The organism is Mucilaginibacter psychrotolerans (assembly GCF_004519315.1).
Lineage (GTDB): Bacteria > Bacteroidota > Bacteroidia > Sphingobacteriales > Sphingobacteriaceae > Mucilaginibacter > Mucilaginibacter psychrotolerans.
Map to the genome: position 1 here is coordinate 34,269 of NZ_SOZE01000005.1, position 14,824 is coordinate 49,092.

Here is a 14,824-nt window from a genome sequence, read left to right on the forward strand (position 1 = left end):
TTCCGGTTCTTTATAAGTTCCAAGTACCGGTGTTAATAATTGCCAGCCTTGTTTTTTATGCTTATAACCAGCCTATATTAGTTTTACTGCTATTACTTTCTGTAAGTATTAATATAATATCCAGCTATTTGGTGGTTTATGGCAAAATCAGGTATCGAAAACATGCTGCAATTGCGGGGGTTGTTCTAAACCTGGCTATCTTAATTTTCTTTAAATACAGCGCGCTCATTTATACAACAATTACCGATGGCTCCGATTCGTTTGGGCAATTTATTGTTAGCATCCCCTTACCTATCGGCATTTCATTTTTCACCTTTCAAGGTATAAGCCTTATTGTTGACGTCTATTCGCGAAAATATGTTTTAGGTGAGGATATTGTACCTGTATCATTTGTAAAACACGCAGAACGCATCCTGTTTTTTAAAGGTTTTTTTCCGCAGCTTATTTCGGGGCCAATTGTAAAAGCACATGATTTTTTGCCCCAAATTGGTGTAAAAAAGATAGCTGACATTGCTTGGGAACCCATTTTTAAAAAACTGGTAGTGGGTTATTTTTTTAAAATGGTTGTTGCCGACAACCTAAGTAACTTTACTTTCTGGATGACTAATCCTTCCTTTTTTATTGGCAGCTCATCGATTAAATTAATAACATTACTCTTTGGCTTCTCCTGCCAAATCTTCGCCGATTTCGCAGGCTATTCGCTAATAGCCATTGGCCTTGCACGACTTTTTGGGTACACATTTCCGGATAATTTTAATTTCCCTTACATCTCCACATCGTTTAAAGACTTTTGGAAACGTTGGAATATCTCTTTATCATCTTTTCTAATGGAATACCTTTATATCCCCTTGGGAGGCAACAAGCGGGGGAAACTACGAATGTATATTAACCTGATGATAGTAATGATATTAGGCGGGCTTTGGCACGGCGCAGCCTGGAGTTACGCCGTTTGGGGACTAATGCATGGTCTTGCTTTAGTTGTAGAAAGAATGTTAAGCGGAAAAACTCACCGGCCACAGGGCATATGGATAATTACGCTAAAAAGATGCCTGGTTTTCTCCTTTGTAACGTTAGCCTGGTTACTTTTTCAATTACCAAAGTTTGAATATGTACTTGTTTACTTAAACTCCTTATTACATAACACAACACTGGTAATAGATCCTGATATAGTGCACATAGCACTTTACTCCAGCCCGGTATTTTTGTATCATTTATTATATGTGAATCGCACCAACACTATTTTCCAAACAATAAAAAAATACGATTTTGTGGTTTATGCAATTCTTATTTTTTGCATAGTTTTAAACAGTGGGCCAGTTAGTCCTTTTATTTACTTCCAATTTTGACGTGATGATAAGAAAAGCATTTATCCTAGCATTCCTTGGCCTTGTTGCCTATGGGGTATTTGTTAAATGGATGGCTCCCAAATGGTGGTCTGCCACCCAAAATACCGACCAGCAAAACGTTACAAAAGCGGAAAATTTTATATATGACGACACGGCAAGTTATAGAAACGTGATAGTGGGTTCTTCGCTATCGGCACGGATTGTTACTGATAGCCTCCAAGACACATATAACCTTGCCATGGGGGGACAAAGCATTTACGATGGCCTTAATATTTTAAAACACCGGGAGCATCTACCCCGGGCGGTATTAATTGAAACCAATGTTTTTATGAGAAAAGAGAACAAAGTATTTACTAACGCGCTGTTCTCGCCCATAAATTATTATTCAAAAAAAGAAATTCCAGCTTTACGAAAAGATAAACAACCAATTGCAATATTTAGTAAGATAATCCTAAAGGGGGTATATTTTTCTAAAGATAAAATAAAAGAAGTTTTGCACGGCGGAAGGACTTCTAAAATTAGCATTTCTGCGGAAATCAAAGCGGATAATGAGCCTGGTGACCTGTCAACAAAAATGACCCACGATACCTACATTGAATCCTTTAAATTACCGCGCCAGGAAGACGTTGTAGATAGCTTTAACAACTTAAAATCTTATGTATCCTACATGCAAAAAAAGAACGTTGTAATCGTGTTTTTTGAAATGCCAATAGATACCCGAATACAGGAATTGCCGTTACAAAAGTTTCTACGGACCAAATTTTTGCAAACTTTTCCAAAATCCAACTACAAATATATCCCCCTCCCAAATTGGAAACATTGCAATACTTTTGATGGTTTACACTTAACCCGGGAAGATGCTATAAAGTACACCGCTTATTTAAAAGGCGAAATAAAAAAAAATCACTGCCTTAATTATTAGCCGTTCAATAAATTACATATTCGCCAATAAGGCCGCCATATTTGAATATTTTCTACTCAGATACAAATGCTGAAAAACCGTTATTTCATTATGGATACAAAAATAAAACTGCAGCAGGGAGATATAACCAAATTACAGGTTGATGCAATCGTCAATGCAGCCAACAGCAGCCTGATGGGCGGCGGCGGCGTTGATGGAGCCATTCACAGGGCAGGCGGCAAGCAAATACTGGAAGAATGTATAAAGATTGTGGACAGGCAAGGCCGCTGCAAAACAGGCAAGGCGGTTATTACCTCGGGTGGTAACCTGCCCGCTAAATATGTAATCCATACCGTTGGACCGGTTTACAATGGCGGGAAGAATGTGCTGAAGGAAGAAGAACAGTTGGCCAATTGCTATACCAATAGCCTTATGCTGGCTTTCGATAATGGCATCAAAACCATTGCTTTCCCTAATATCAGTACGGGCGTTTACCGTTTCCCCAAGCAGCGGGCTGCAGAAATAGCAACCGAAACTGTTGATATATTCCTGGAAAACCAAGAGGGCATTGATGAAGTGATTTTTATTTGTTTCGACGACGAAAATTTTGGTATCTATAAAAAATTGTTAGCCGTTTAACAACTCAATTGATCCCAATTAAAGAAGCTTACTTTAATCCTGTGTCTGTTTACTGATATTTCTTACATCCTCATCGCGCCGAAAACTATCGGCACTAGGCTTGCCTTACAATAAGTTAAGCCGGTTTATTACTTGCTATCGTAACCTTGAGGGCATCTAATACCCCGGGGGTAACGTTACCAAAGAATGATATGCCTGCCGCGCCGTTCCTGAACGCGTTTTGGATACCGGTTTTCACTTCGTCATCGTTCTTAAAATCGGGCAGGTACACGCCAGCATATATCGGGAATTTGCCCGCTAAAAAGTGTACACCCTCGGCAACGGCATCGCCTATCCAGCCTACGCCTTCTTTGTAAAAGCCATGGTATATCATAGGGCAAATGCCGTCCAGGTTCCAATTCGTCCAATCCTGCCTTACGTTACGGCGGGCAATCTCCGGCGTTGGGAAAACGGCAGCAGTAATCTGTTTTTTGTTGCGATGGGCAATATCCGCTATGCTGTTTACCACGCGCGTGATGTTCCCGTATCTGAACAAACGCCAGGATAGGCTCGCGTCGGGGTATTGCACCTGGTCGATATCGTAGCCGTACTTCTCCTTAAATTTGCCCTTACACACATTGCAATAGCAAAAATCGTATTCGGGCAGTTCGCGGGTTTGGTCGAGCTTGTAAGTATCCCAAAGGTTTACGGGTAAAATTACATCGCAATAGCGCACATAATCCAGGTGGATGCCGTCTACATAATCCAGCGCTAAAATATCTGTAACAGTTTTTTCAAGATACTCCTGCACCTCCGGTCGCGACGGGCACAGCCAGCGGTAATAACCAACATAAGGCGGCTTATCCGCGCAGGAATCACCTTTGCGACTCACGCTGTACCACTCCGGGTGTTGGCTCACCAATTCGGCGCGGTTGAAGGTCCATATCCAGCGGTGTGTTTCAAGCCCCTGTGCTTTGGCTGCACGGAAATGGCGCTCGCTATCTGCCTCGAAGAAAATACCGGTAATGCCTGCGGCTTTGTATGCTGCATAACGGGCAGGCAGTTCCTCGTCGGTATCTTTGCTGTTTGGGTTGGTCCAAACCCAGTTTTTCATACCTTTTTTCTTTTTGCCTGCGGCAAAACTTCCTAAAGGCAACTGCGCTGCGGCGGCAGTGAGTATGCCCACTTTTAAAAATTCCCGTTTATTCATTTTATTTATCAGTTTCTTGTTGTACCAAACCGTCCTGATTTATTGTATAAGTCACTTTATTGCTACCGCCGCTAATGCGGGCAATGAAAGTTTGTCCCTTAGCTTCCAGGCTTAGGGTATTGATAGCCCCCGCTACCTTAACCGCCGTATCTACTCCCAAATCGGCAAGCGTTAGTGCATAGTTCCCCTTGGCTTTCAACCATTCTTTTTGCTTGTAATAAACCAACCAAAGGTATTTTTTCTGTAATTCCGCATAGGGCATCTTAAATTGAGCAACTTTGTTTCCTTTGCTGAAAAGCAGGTAGCCCCAACGCTCGGGGCAATGCATATTGATAACGCCTTGCGGGCTCCATACCCAATTACGTTCGGGTAGGGTGCGACCGGTGCTGTCCTTTAATTTACGGTATTCGCCGCCGACTATTTCGGTATCGTATTGTACGCGCGAAAAATTGATGCGCCACATCGAACCATTACCAGGCTTTATTTCCTGCGCCATGGCATTCAAAGCCTTAAAAGGGATGGCCATCTCCACCGTCCAGCCGGTATCGCGGTCGGCAGGGTTGTTAACTGTTCCCTGCACCTGCACAGCAGAGCGCAAACCCGCTGCGTCCCAGCTGATCACCGCCTTGCCGCCATTGCGGTATGGCTTTGTCAACAATAAATCGAATATGGTGTTGTAAGCGTTTACCTCCAGCTCGTAATACTGATGCATGGTGTTAAGCGGATCGATAAACAGCTCGAAATCGTTATTAAGGTAAATGATATCGTCGTGCTTTTTAAGGGTGGCCCACACGTGCGGATCGCTTATGCGGGCGGCTACGTACAGGCAGCTATCATCCCAAAGCATCTTCATTTTGGTTTGCAGCGATGGATTTGGTTTCAGGTCGCCCTCTATATCAACGAAATCGGTAGTCCACGCAGCTTGTTGCCATTCGGCTTTGCCGATGTTGCCATCTATTACAGGGGCTTTATCCACATGTTTAACCACATAATGGGCGGGCACGGTAAATAAATTGGCAAACCGGGCAAATGGATCCTGCGCCTTAGCAAATAGCGAAATGGTGCACAGACAAACTGCTACAAGCAATATTTTTATGGCGTTGTGAATGCGTAAGGGATGGTTCTTCATTTTTCGGCCAGTTCCAATATGCGGTCGAACTCTTCGCGTTTAAGGCCCATTACCGATAGCCGCCCCTGGCGCACCAGGCCAATATCTTTCAAAGGCTCATCGGCTTTTATTTCTTCAAGGGTTACGGGGCGCTTAAGGCTTTCTACCGGTTCCAGGTCAACCACTACCCAGTTCGGGTCTTCGGTCGTGGGGTCCTGGTAGGCTTCTTTTACCACGCGTGCTATGCCCACGATCTCCTTGCCCTCGTTGCTATGGTACCACATCACCAAATCGCCGGTGGCCATGGCCCTGAGATTGTTACGCGCCTGGTAATTGCGCACACCATCCCAAAAAGTGCGGCCCTCCTGATTGAACTTATCCCAACTGTATTTAAATGGTTCCGATTTTACGAGCCAGTACTGCATATAGTAGAAGTATAATGCAGTAAAAATGCTAAAAAGGCCCGATAATCGGAAATGCCTACTGTAGGATAAGGCGCTATTTAAGGTCTTTTTTGATAAACTTATGATATAAGTAATCAGCGTAGCCCACGCTGATGTAATCAGGGAACTTCCAGCTAGGGTAGTACCGGCGTTGGATGTATTTAAGGATACTGAAGAATATCACCCCAAAAATCAGTAAAAGCGCTATGCCCAGCATAGTAAATGCGAAGATGTGTGTAGCTGTCATTTAAATAAAGTCTATTATCACCCTAATATAAAAACACAATTCGTTATACGAATATTTGAAAAAGTAGTTGCATAATAATCTACGCGTTTCTCTTACTACTTATCTTTCTTATCCGAAAAATCTCCATCTCTATTATCAAACAATCAAAAAAAGAACAACCTTGCCCAAGTACTACTTGCGCAGTATTCCGATCTTAAGGCAAGCTTTCTGACTATTGGGTACAATCGCAACTACAATCCGCTGGATACAAATCAAGAATAGAAGCCATATAAAACACTACCGCCGTCAGTTTTTTTGGCGTTGTTGATGACCTTCTATTCAAGCCTTTACGCGGACATTCCGTCGGAGCATTTAATGTAAGGGAGATATTATTGGCATTGTTGCAACCAATATCTACATCTTTGCTTAATTAGCCGCCTATCAGGGAGATAATAGCGCCGCTCTAAATTTTCGATACGCTTACCTGTTTGATTTTAGACGAAACAGAACCATTCAAAATATTATTAGATTCGTTGCCAATGACGATTTCTGATTTAGACCGAGACCGCAAAAATAACTTTGATCTTTTGCGGCTTATTGCAGCAACCCTTGTAATAATTGAGCACTCATTTTTGGTTACCGGCAATTTTTTTAGCGGGCCAATGTCGTATCCGGTAAATTATATGGATCTGGGTGGATTCGGCGTTAAAGTGTTTTTTGCGATAAGCGGGTTTCTTATCGTTAAGAGTTTACTGCGGCAGCCAACCCTCTCTAGTTTTGTTTGGGCTCGATGCTTACGAATATTTCCCGGACTGATTATAGCGGCTATACTTTGTGCGCTCATTATTGGCCCAATTTGCACTACCCTACCTTTGAAAGATTATTTTCAAAGCCGGGCCGTCTATAGCTTTGCCTACAGGTTGATTATTCAGCATAATTTTGGGAATACGTTGCCGCACACTTTTGAGCACCTACCATATCCAAACGCTGTTGACAGCCCTTTGTGGACGTTGCCCGCCGAGTTACTCATGTATTTAGGCGTACTAAGCGCAGGTGCGTTGCTTTTGTTATTCCGTAAAAATTTCAAAGCGCTATTAAACGCTACACCCGTAATAATTCTTGTTGCGCTTTTTTTTAAAGATTTTCATTTTGATACAGAGTATTTACCCGATATTTTACCTTGGGCTTTTTCATTCTTACTTGGCGTAACTAGCTATCTTGCGCGAAAACATATTTTTCTTAACATATATGTACTTTTAGTTGCAGTGACAAGTTATGCCACAGCAGCTTTTTTCGGTTACACCGATATGTTAAACTACTATATTAAGATGATTATGTATTCTTTAGTAGTAGTTTACGGTATAATGATTGTTGCCTATCATCCGAAACTCCAAGTAAAAGGCTTACACAAATTGGGCGATTTTTCCTATGGGCTTTATATCTACGCGTTTCCTCTGCAGCAGGTATTGGTATCAAAATTTAATCTTCTAAATCCATTTTTACACTTTTTGGTGTCTCTTCCATTGGCATTGCTTATAGCTGTCCCATCATGGTACCTTATCGAAAAGCCTGCGCTGAAGCTTAAAGCTGGCAGACCCTCTTTAACAATATAATAATTATTGTTTTTCAAGTTCAAAATGTATCGAAAATGCAAAATCGGTATTAGTCCTTTTTACTAACAATTATTGAAATACAATAAATAATGACCGATTCCTAATCGACAAAGATCGGGCTAGTTTGATGCTGCTGCGGTACTGCCTTCTCCAAAGCGAGTTAGTGCAATATCTTAAACATCAGCTCTTTCATCAGTCCGCCGGGGCCGGTGTTAGACTCTACGCCCTTACTCTTGAGATCATACTCGCGCAGGTAGCTTATCACCTGGAAGGTTTTGCCCAGGTTGTAGCCACGGGCCGCCTGTTCATAGTCTTTTAAGAAATAGGGGTTTACACCGAGTTCGCGCGCAAGGTTCTGCGGCGATTTATCTTTTACGTAATGATAGGCCAGCACCTTACTGAAAAAGTTATTGAGGTTACCTAAAACCAACACTATGGGGTTGGCTTTGGTGTTGGCCTCAAAGTAATTAACGATCTGGTTTACCTTATAGGCATCCTTTTTGGTAAGCGCGGCCTGCAACTCGAATACGTTATACTCCTTGCTGATGCCGATATTGTCGTGGATATGCTTTAGGGTAATCTCGTCGCCGGCGGCGATGTTGAGCATCAACTTATCCAACTCGTTGGCTATTTTAGACAGGTCGTTGCCCAGGTACTCGGCAAGCATAGCCGAAGCCTGCGTGTTGATGCGGTATTTCTTATCCGCTATGTAGCCCTCTATCCAGCCCGGTATCTTATTATCATACAAAGTAGCCGATTCGAAGATCAGGCCCTTTTTTTCAATGGCTTTATAAGTCTTCTTGCGTTTGTCGAATTTGCCGTACTTATAGCAAAAAACCAATATAGTGCTGGGCAGCGGGTTCTCCAGGTAGGCCAGCAGGGGGTTTATACTTTTCTTGTCATCGTCGTCGCGGCCCCATTTCATATCCTGCGCCTCTTTCACCATCACCACCTGGTAATCGCTCATCATGGGGTAACGCTTGGCGGCGTTGATAGCCGTCATCACGTCAGTATCTTTGCCGTACAATACGGTTTGATTAAAACCCTTTTCCCCGTCAGACAGTACATGATGCTCGATGTAATTGCTCACCAAATCAATAAAATAAGGCTCTTCGCCATGTAGCAGATACAGCGGTTTGAATTTGCGGGCTTTAAGGTCTTTTATGATTTCGGGAGCAGTCATTCTATGTCAAAGTTAATAAAAGTTAGAAGGGTTGGAAGGGTTGTTAATAGTTACAAAGGTTGGCGTATTTTAAAGGCTTGAAATTTGCGTTTTTAGCCACCAAATGCTAATTCCCTATTCTCTTACCCCTCCAACTTTTCTAACCCTTCATAACTTTTCTAACTTTAGATTAACTTTGGCCAATGGATCTGCTACTGCCGCTCAACCTTCCGCCCTACCCCTTTAAGCTTACCGAACATGAGGGGCAGCTGAGCGTTTTCGACGAGCTGCGCAAACGGAGCATCATCCTCACACCCGAAGAGTGGGTGCGGCAACATTTTGTGCAGTACCTTATCAAACACAAACTTTACCCAAAATCGCTTATCAAGCTGGAGGGCGGCCTGAAACTGCACGGCATGGCCAAACGATCTGATATCGTGGTGCACAATTCATCGGGCGAGAAAATTTTATTGGTAGAATGCAAGGCACCTTCTGTAGCCATCAGCCAGGCTACGTTCGATCAGGCGGCTCGGTATAATATGGTGCATAAGGTAAGTTTGTTGGTGGTTACCAATGGCCTCAACCACTATTATTGCCGCATTGACTATGAAAATCGGGCTTATCAGTTTTTAGAAGAATTACCTTCTTACAAGGAATTGTAAACAACTCCCTATACCGATTTCTGTACCCCATACAGCGGGTGGCCTACATGTAAAGAGACTTGCAAAGTGGCTACTTATATGATGGGGGCCTGAAACAAGTTCAGGATGACGATTGGTTAAAAATGGAATGTAGCTATGGGCTTACACAGCTGTTTTGGCAACCAGACCCTGTATCTTTTCCATGAGCTCGTCGGGCTTAAATGGTTTGGCCACGTAATCGTTCATGCCGGCTGCGGTTACCTGATCCTTAATATCAAACAGGGCCGATGCGGTAAGCGCGATAATCGGGATATCGGCCTTCGTCGGGTCGGGCATTTTGCGGATCTCTTTGGCTGCATCAAAGCCGTTCATTATCGGCATCTGCAAATCCATCAGGATAATATCAAAGTTACCATACTGCATAATCTCTACGGCACGTTCGCCATTCTCGGCAATGGTGGGTACTATCTTCCACTTGCTGAACAGCTTCTTCATCAACATTACGTTAACCGGATTATCCTCGGCTATCAGCACGCGCAGGCTTTCATAGCCATACGCATCGCCATCTAATGCTGCCTGCGCTACTCGTTGTTTTTGCACCGGCGCTACAACTGCTTCGGTAGATACCGGGAACTCCATATTGAACGAAAACTCAGACCCCTGATTAACCACACTGTGAACGTGCATTTTAACGCCCTGCAGCTCCAGCAAGCGTTTTACAATGGCCAGGCCTAAGCCAGTGCCGCCATACTGGCGCGTAGTGGTAATGGATTCCTGCGTAAAAGGCTCAAATATGCTCTGCAAGTTCTCTTTTTTGATACCTATGCCGGTATCCTTTACCGAGAAGCTAACGGTAATATTATTATGGCGATCTTCTATACAGGTTACCCTCACCCATACGCTGCCTACCGCAGTAAACTTAATGGCGTTGCTGGTAAGGTTAAAGATAATTTGCGTTAAACGGGTAGGGTCGCCAAAAACCACCTTGCGGCGTAGCGCGCTATCTATATCCAGTTTAAACAGCAGGCCTTTTTCATCGGCTTTCATAATTTGGCCGCCGCAAATGTTGTGCAGCAGATCTACCAGGTTGAATTTTATCTTCTCGAATACGATCTTCCCCGATTCGATTTTATTGAAATCGAGCACATCGTTAACAATGGCCAACAGGTTATTGGCCGAGAATTTCAATATCTCCAGGTTCTCGCCCTGATCTGGCCGCGGGTTATTCATCATCAGCAGGTTGCTCATGCCGATAACGGCATTAAGCGGCGTGCGTATCTCGTGCGACATGGTAGAGAGAAAATCCGACTGCACCTTGCTCGATTTCTCGGCCTTTTCTATCGCTTTCTCAAATTTGATATTCAGCGCAGCCTGCTCTTCTCCGGTTTCTTTCAGTTGTTGGATATTCTTAAGGAACGCGGTATAAAAGTGACTCTGAATAAATATGATGAGTATGAAGTTAGCAAAAACGCCTATGATGATGGTAGCCTCATCCACCTTTTCGGGTTTAAAGCTGATGTAATAATTATGATCGTAAACCATTACCAGGAAAATAAGCACCGGCAACAGGTTTAGCAACGAATAAAACATGCCCCAGTTTTGCCCCAGCATATAAAAGCTAAACACCACCACCAGGATGATAATCTGGATGACAATAATGTTGACTTCCTGCATTACCACAAATACCGTTGATAAGTTTACGATGGTACCCAAAATAAGCAGTATGTGCGAGATGCTACGCCAATCGGGCTTATAGGTAAGGTACTTAAACAAGGCCGCAACGCAAAAAATCAATACGCCCGATGTTGCGCTCAGTAAAGGCAAAGCTTGCAGGTACACGCTCAGGAACAAAGTACAAAGCGCTACGAAGACTAAAATGAAACCATAATAAAGCAAACGGATACGCGCCTGATCGAGTATCGACAGGTCTCTGGTAAGTATTTTATAAATAGAGAAATTAAAAAAATTCACATTTAATACTTTACAGGTGTTTGGTTTGCGTTAGTAGATGGCTGATTTTCGGCGGTTTAATATACGAAATAATTCTTTCATAAATTATGAGCAGCCTTATTGCTCAGGGAAATCGCTTTTAAAAATAATGAGCGCAACGGATTGCGCAATTACCCTCTGGAGAGGGGAATCAAAAAATTTAAAAGCGAATTCCCTGCCTTCAACCTATGCAATTAGCCTGCCAACCCGCGCAGGTTATCTTCCACCGTTTTCAGTTTCGATTCTGCATCTGCTTTCTTTTTCAGTTCATTTTCTACTACCTCAGGTTTGGCGTTCGCCATGAAACGTTCGTTGCTTAATTTTGCATTTACAGCCTTCAGAAAGCCTAACAGGTATTCCTGCTCTTTTTCCAACCGCGCTTTTTCGGCCTCAACGTCTATTTCTATATTCAAAGCAACATAAAACTCATCAGTACCAGCAATAAAATTTACCGCGCCCGCCAGTGGTTCATTCACCACAGATAGCGCTACGATATTCCCTAAATGCTTAATAACCCCTTCGTATTTTTGATAATCGATTGCTGAGTTTATTTTAACTGCGAGCGGCAAAGCCTCTTTTGGCGAAAGCTGTTTGGCGTTACGCACGTTACGTATTTGTGCAATAACCTGCTGGATAATTTCTATCTCGGCAACCAATTGCGTATTTATTTCCCCAATGCTGGGCAATTGCGCCACAATGCAGCAATCCAATGCCTCGCGGTCGCCAAAAAGGTCATCATGCCATAGCTCCTCGGTAAGGAAAGGCATAAAGGGATGCAATACTTTGAGTATATTTTGGAAGAAACCGACGGTAGCTGCATACGTCTCCGCATCGATGCTTTGCTTTTCGGCACCGGGCTGGTAAGCAGGTTTCACCATCTCCAGGTACCAGGCGCAGTAATCGTCCCAAACCAGTTTGTATGTGGCCATCAATGCTTCAGAAAGGCGGTATTGCTTAAAGTCGTCTTCTATTTGTACCAAAGCCTGGTTAAAGCGGCTCTCGAACCATTCTATCGCAATCTGATTTTTATTGGTGAGGCTGGTATCTACCGCCCAGCCTTGTATCAGTTTAAAGGCGTTCCATATTTTGTTGGCGAAGTTACGGCCCTGTTCGCAATAGCTTTCGTCGAACATGAGGTCGTTACCGGCAGGTGAGCATAGCAGCATGCCCACGCGTACCCCGTCGGCACCATATTTGCCCATCAATTCGATAGGATCAGGTGAATTACCCAATTGCTTAGACATTTTCCTGCCCAGCTTATCCCGTACGATACCCGTTAGGTACACGTTGCTGAATGGCTTTTGCCCCCGCAACTCATGGCCCGACATGATCATCCTGGCCACCCAGAAGAAAAGGATCTCCGGTGCGGTAACCAAATCGTTTGTTGGGTAATAATAGTTGATCTCTGCATTATCCGGGTTGCGCACGCCATCGAAAACCGATATAGGCCACAGGCCCGATGAGAACCAGGTATCCAATACGTCGTCTTCCTGGCGCAGATCATCGATGGTGTATTCAGCATTTTTTAGCTGAGCTTCTAGCAGTGCTTCTTCCTTGGTTTTAGCTACCACATACTCGCCGTTGGGCAGGTAATAGGCCGGTATTTGCTGTCCCCACCAAAGCTGCCGGCTGATATTCCAGTCGCGCACGTTCTCCATCCAATGGCGGTAGGTGTTAACGAATTTCTCGGGGATGAGCTTTACATCGCCATCCAACACATAATCCAAAGCAGGCTTAGCCATCTCCTGCATTTTGCAGAACCATTGCATGCTCAGCTTAGGTTCTATAACCGCGCTGGTGCGTTCGCTCACGCCAATCTGCGAGGTATAATCTTCCGTTTTGGCCAGTGCGCCTGCTTCATCAAGCAATACCGCGATTTTTTTGCGGGCCGCAAAGCGGTCCTCACCTACCAGTATCTGCGCTTTTTCGTTCAGCGTGCCATCATCATTTAAAATATCAATGATTGGCAGGTTATGTTTTTGGCCGAGGGCGTAGTCGTTCAAATCGTGCGCCGGCGTAACTTTTAAGCAGCCGGTACCAAAATCCATGGTAACGTACTCGTCCAGTATAACGGGTATCTCACGGTTGATGAGCGGAATGAATACCGTTTTGCCATGCAGTTGCGTGTAGCGTTCGTCGTTAGGGTTTACGCAGATAGCGGCATCCGCCATGATAGTTTCGGGGCGGGTGGTTGCAATGGTGAGATATTCAGACTCCGCTCCGGCAAGATAATAGCGTATATAATAAAGCTTCTGATTTACCTCTTTACGGATAACTTCCTCATCGCTTACGGCGGTCTTGCCTTGCGGGTCCCAGTTGATCATGCGCACGCCGCGGTATATCAAACCCTGTTTGTGCAGGCGGATGAAGTAGTCGATAACGGCTTCGCTCATGTCATCGTCCATAGTGAACTTGGTGCGCTCCCAATCGCAGGATGCGCCCAGCTTTTTCAGCTGCTCCAGTATGATGCCGCCGTATTTATCCTTCCATTCCCAGGCATATTTCAGGAATTCCTCGCGGGTGATGTCTTTTTTATTGATGCCGCGCTCCTTCAACATGGCCACAACCTTAGCTTCGGTAGCGATGCTGGCATGGTCGGTACCCGGCACCCAGCAGGCGTTCTTGCCTTTCATGCGAGCACGGCGGATGAGTACATCCTGTATGGTATTATTTAGCATATGCCCCATGTGCAGCACGCCGGTAACGTTTGGCGGCGGTATCACAATGGTATACGGCTCGCGCTCGTCGGGCACCGAGCGGAAAAAATTGTGTTGCAACCAGTAACTGTACCACTTTTCTTCGGCTTCTTTTGGGGAGTATGTTTTAGCAATAATCATAGCCCGCAAAAATACGTATTTGCACCAAATTGTGAGGGCTTAATGCAGATTGAGTTTGGAAGGGGGCGCTATTATAAACTCCGGGGTGCTTTTTCCATAGCGATGGGTTTCAACCCTTGAGTGTTCGACACCTAAAAGTTTGCTTGCATTGCCAGACAGCATTGCTTATCCGTTCCATAAATGGAACGGCAATGAAGGTGCATCAATTTATCACTATAGGATTTACGCCCATCACTGCCGCCCCTTCATTGCCGTCGACTTTAGTCGACGGAATACAATGGAACTGCAATGAAGGTGCATTGCTTTCTACCATACTTGATTTACGGCAATGACTGCAAACCCACCTTCAGTGCAACTTATCCGTTCCATAAATGAAACGGCAATGAAGGTGCATTAATTTATACTATAGGATTTACGCCCATCACTGCAAACCAACCTTCATTGCAACTTATCCGTTCCATAAATGAAACGGCAATGAAGGTGCATTAATTTATACTATAGGATTTACGCCCATCACTGCAAACCAACCTTCATTGCCGTCGACTTTAGTCGACGGAATACAATGGAATGGCAATGAAGGAGAATTGCGTTTTACTATGCTTGATTTACGCCCATCACTGCAAACCCAGCTTCATTGCAACTTATCCGTTCCATAAATGAAACGGCAATGAAGGTGCATCAATTTATCACTATAGGATTTACGCCCATCACTGCAAACCAACCTTCATTG

12 protein-coding genes are annotated in these 14,824 nt (G+C 44.1%); 5 read left to right on the forward strand and 7 right to left on the reverse strand.

Features of this window, described 5'->3' with window-relative positions; translation table 11 throughout:
- Positions 1 to 29: 29 nt before the first annotated feature.
- The 3 genes from E2R66_RS07025 to E2R66_RS07035 all read left to right on the forward strand — a co-directional run bounded on the left by E2R66_RS07025 (position 30) and on the right by E2R66_RS07035 (position 2,886).
- Positions 30 to 1,346 (forward strand): MBOAT family O-acyltransferase, encoded by a 1,317-nt coding sequence (locus E2R66_RS07025; protein WP_204985879.1) that lies wholly within the window; start codon positions 30 to 32, stop codon positions 1,344 to 1,346.
- Between the two features lie 4 nt (positions 1,347 to 1,350).
- Positions 1,351 to 2,268 (forward strand): hypothetical protein, encoded by a 918-nt coding sequence (locus E2R66_RS07030; protein ID WP_133228399.1) that lies wholly within the window; start codon positions 1,351 to 1,353, stop codon positions 2,266 to 2,268.
- Positions 2,269 to 2,358: 90 nt separating this feature from the next.
- Positions 2,359 to 2,886 carry an O-acetyl-ADP-ribose deacetylase gene (locus tag E2R66_RS07035; RefSeq protein WP_133228396.1) on the forward strand — a complete coding sequence of 176 codons (528 nt, stop codon included), beginning with the start codon at positions 2,359 to 2,361 and terminating at the stop codon, positions 2,884 to 2,886.
- Between the two features lie 115 nt (positions 2,887 to 3,001).
- Here the strand turns inward: E2R66_RS07035 and E2R66_RS07040 are convergent, their stop codons facing one another.
- The 4 genes from E2R66_RS07040 to E2R66_RS07055 form a co-directional block, all read right to left on the reverse strand.
- Positions 3,002 to 4,075: a family 10 glycosylhydrolase gene (locus E2R66_RS07040; protein WP_133228393.1), complete on the reverse strand. Its 1,074-nt coding sequence runs from the start codon at positions 4,073 to 4,075 to the stop codon at positions 3,002 to 3,004.
- Between the two features lies 1 nt (position 4,076).
- Positions 4,077 to 5,204 (reverse strand): carbohydrate-binding family 9-like protein, encoded by a 1,128-nt coding sequence (locus tag E2R66_RS07045; RefSeq protein WP_133228390.1) that lies wholly within the window; start codon positions 5,202 to 5,204, stop codon positions 4,077 to 4,079.
- On the reverse strand, positions 5,201 to 5,608 hold the full coding sequence (locus tag E2R66_RS07050; protein WP_133228387.1) for an EVE domain-containing protein: 408 nt from the start codon (positions 5,606 to 5,608) through the stop codon (positions 5,201 to 5,203). The genes E2R66_RS07045 and E2R66_RS07050 overlap by 4 nt, the downstream gene beginning before the upstream one ends.
- Positions 5,609 to 5,681: 73 nt before the next feature.
- Positions 5,682 to 5,873: a hypothetical protein gene (locus tag E2R66_RS07055; RefSeq protein ID WP_133228384.1), complete on the reverse strand. Its 192-nt coding sequence runs from the start codon at positions 5,871 to 5,873 to the stop codon at positions 5,682 to 5,684.
- A gap of 467 nt (positions 5,874 to 6,340) precedes the next feature.
- Between E2R66_RS07055 and E2R66_RS07060 the strand changes: the two genes are divergently transcribed.
- On the forward strand, positions 6,341 to 7,465 hold the full coding sequence (locus E2R66_RS07060) for an acyltransferase family protein (protein ID WP_133228381.1): 1,125 nt from the start codon (positions 6,341 to 6,343) through the stop codon (positions 7,463 to 7,465).
- 160 nt (positions 7,466 to 7,625) lie between these two features.
- Here E2R66_RS07060 and holA read toward each other — a convergent pair whose 3' ends face one another.
- Complete coding sequence (gene holA / locus E2R66_RS07065) at positions 7,626 to 8,648, reverse strand: DNA polymerase III subunit delta (protein WP_133228380.1); 1,023 nt, start codon at positions 8,646 to 8,648, stop codon at positions 7,626 to 7,628.
- A gap of 182 nt (positions 8,649 to 8,830) precedes the next feature.
- On the opposite strand from holA, the gene E2R66_RS07070 reads away from it, so the two are divergent.
- Complete coding sequence (locus E2R66_RS07070; protein WP_133228377.1) at positions 8,831 to 9,289, forward strand: type I restriction enzyme HsdR N-terminal domain-containing protein; 459 nt, start codon at positions 8,831 to 8,833, stop codon at positions 9,287 to 9,289.
- A gap of 141 nt (positions 9,290 to 9,430) precedes the next feature.
- On the opposite strand, the gene E2R66_RS07075 is transcribed toward E2R66_RS07070, so the two are convergent.
- A complete protein-coding gene (locus E2R66_RS07075; protein ID WP_133228374.1) occupies positions 9,431 to 11,239 on the reverse strand; it encodes an ATP-binding protein in 1,809 nt (602 codons plus the stop codon).
- A 212-nt stretch (positions 11,240 to 11,451) separates the two neighbouring features.
- Positions 11,452 to 14,094: a valine--tRNA ligase gene (locus E2R66_RS07080; protein ID WP_133228371.1), complete on the reverse strand. Its 2,643-nt coding sequence runs from the start codon at positions 14,092 to 14,094 to the stop codon at positions 11,452 to 11,454.
- Between the last annotated feature and the right edge of the window lie 730 nt (positions 14,095 to 14,824).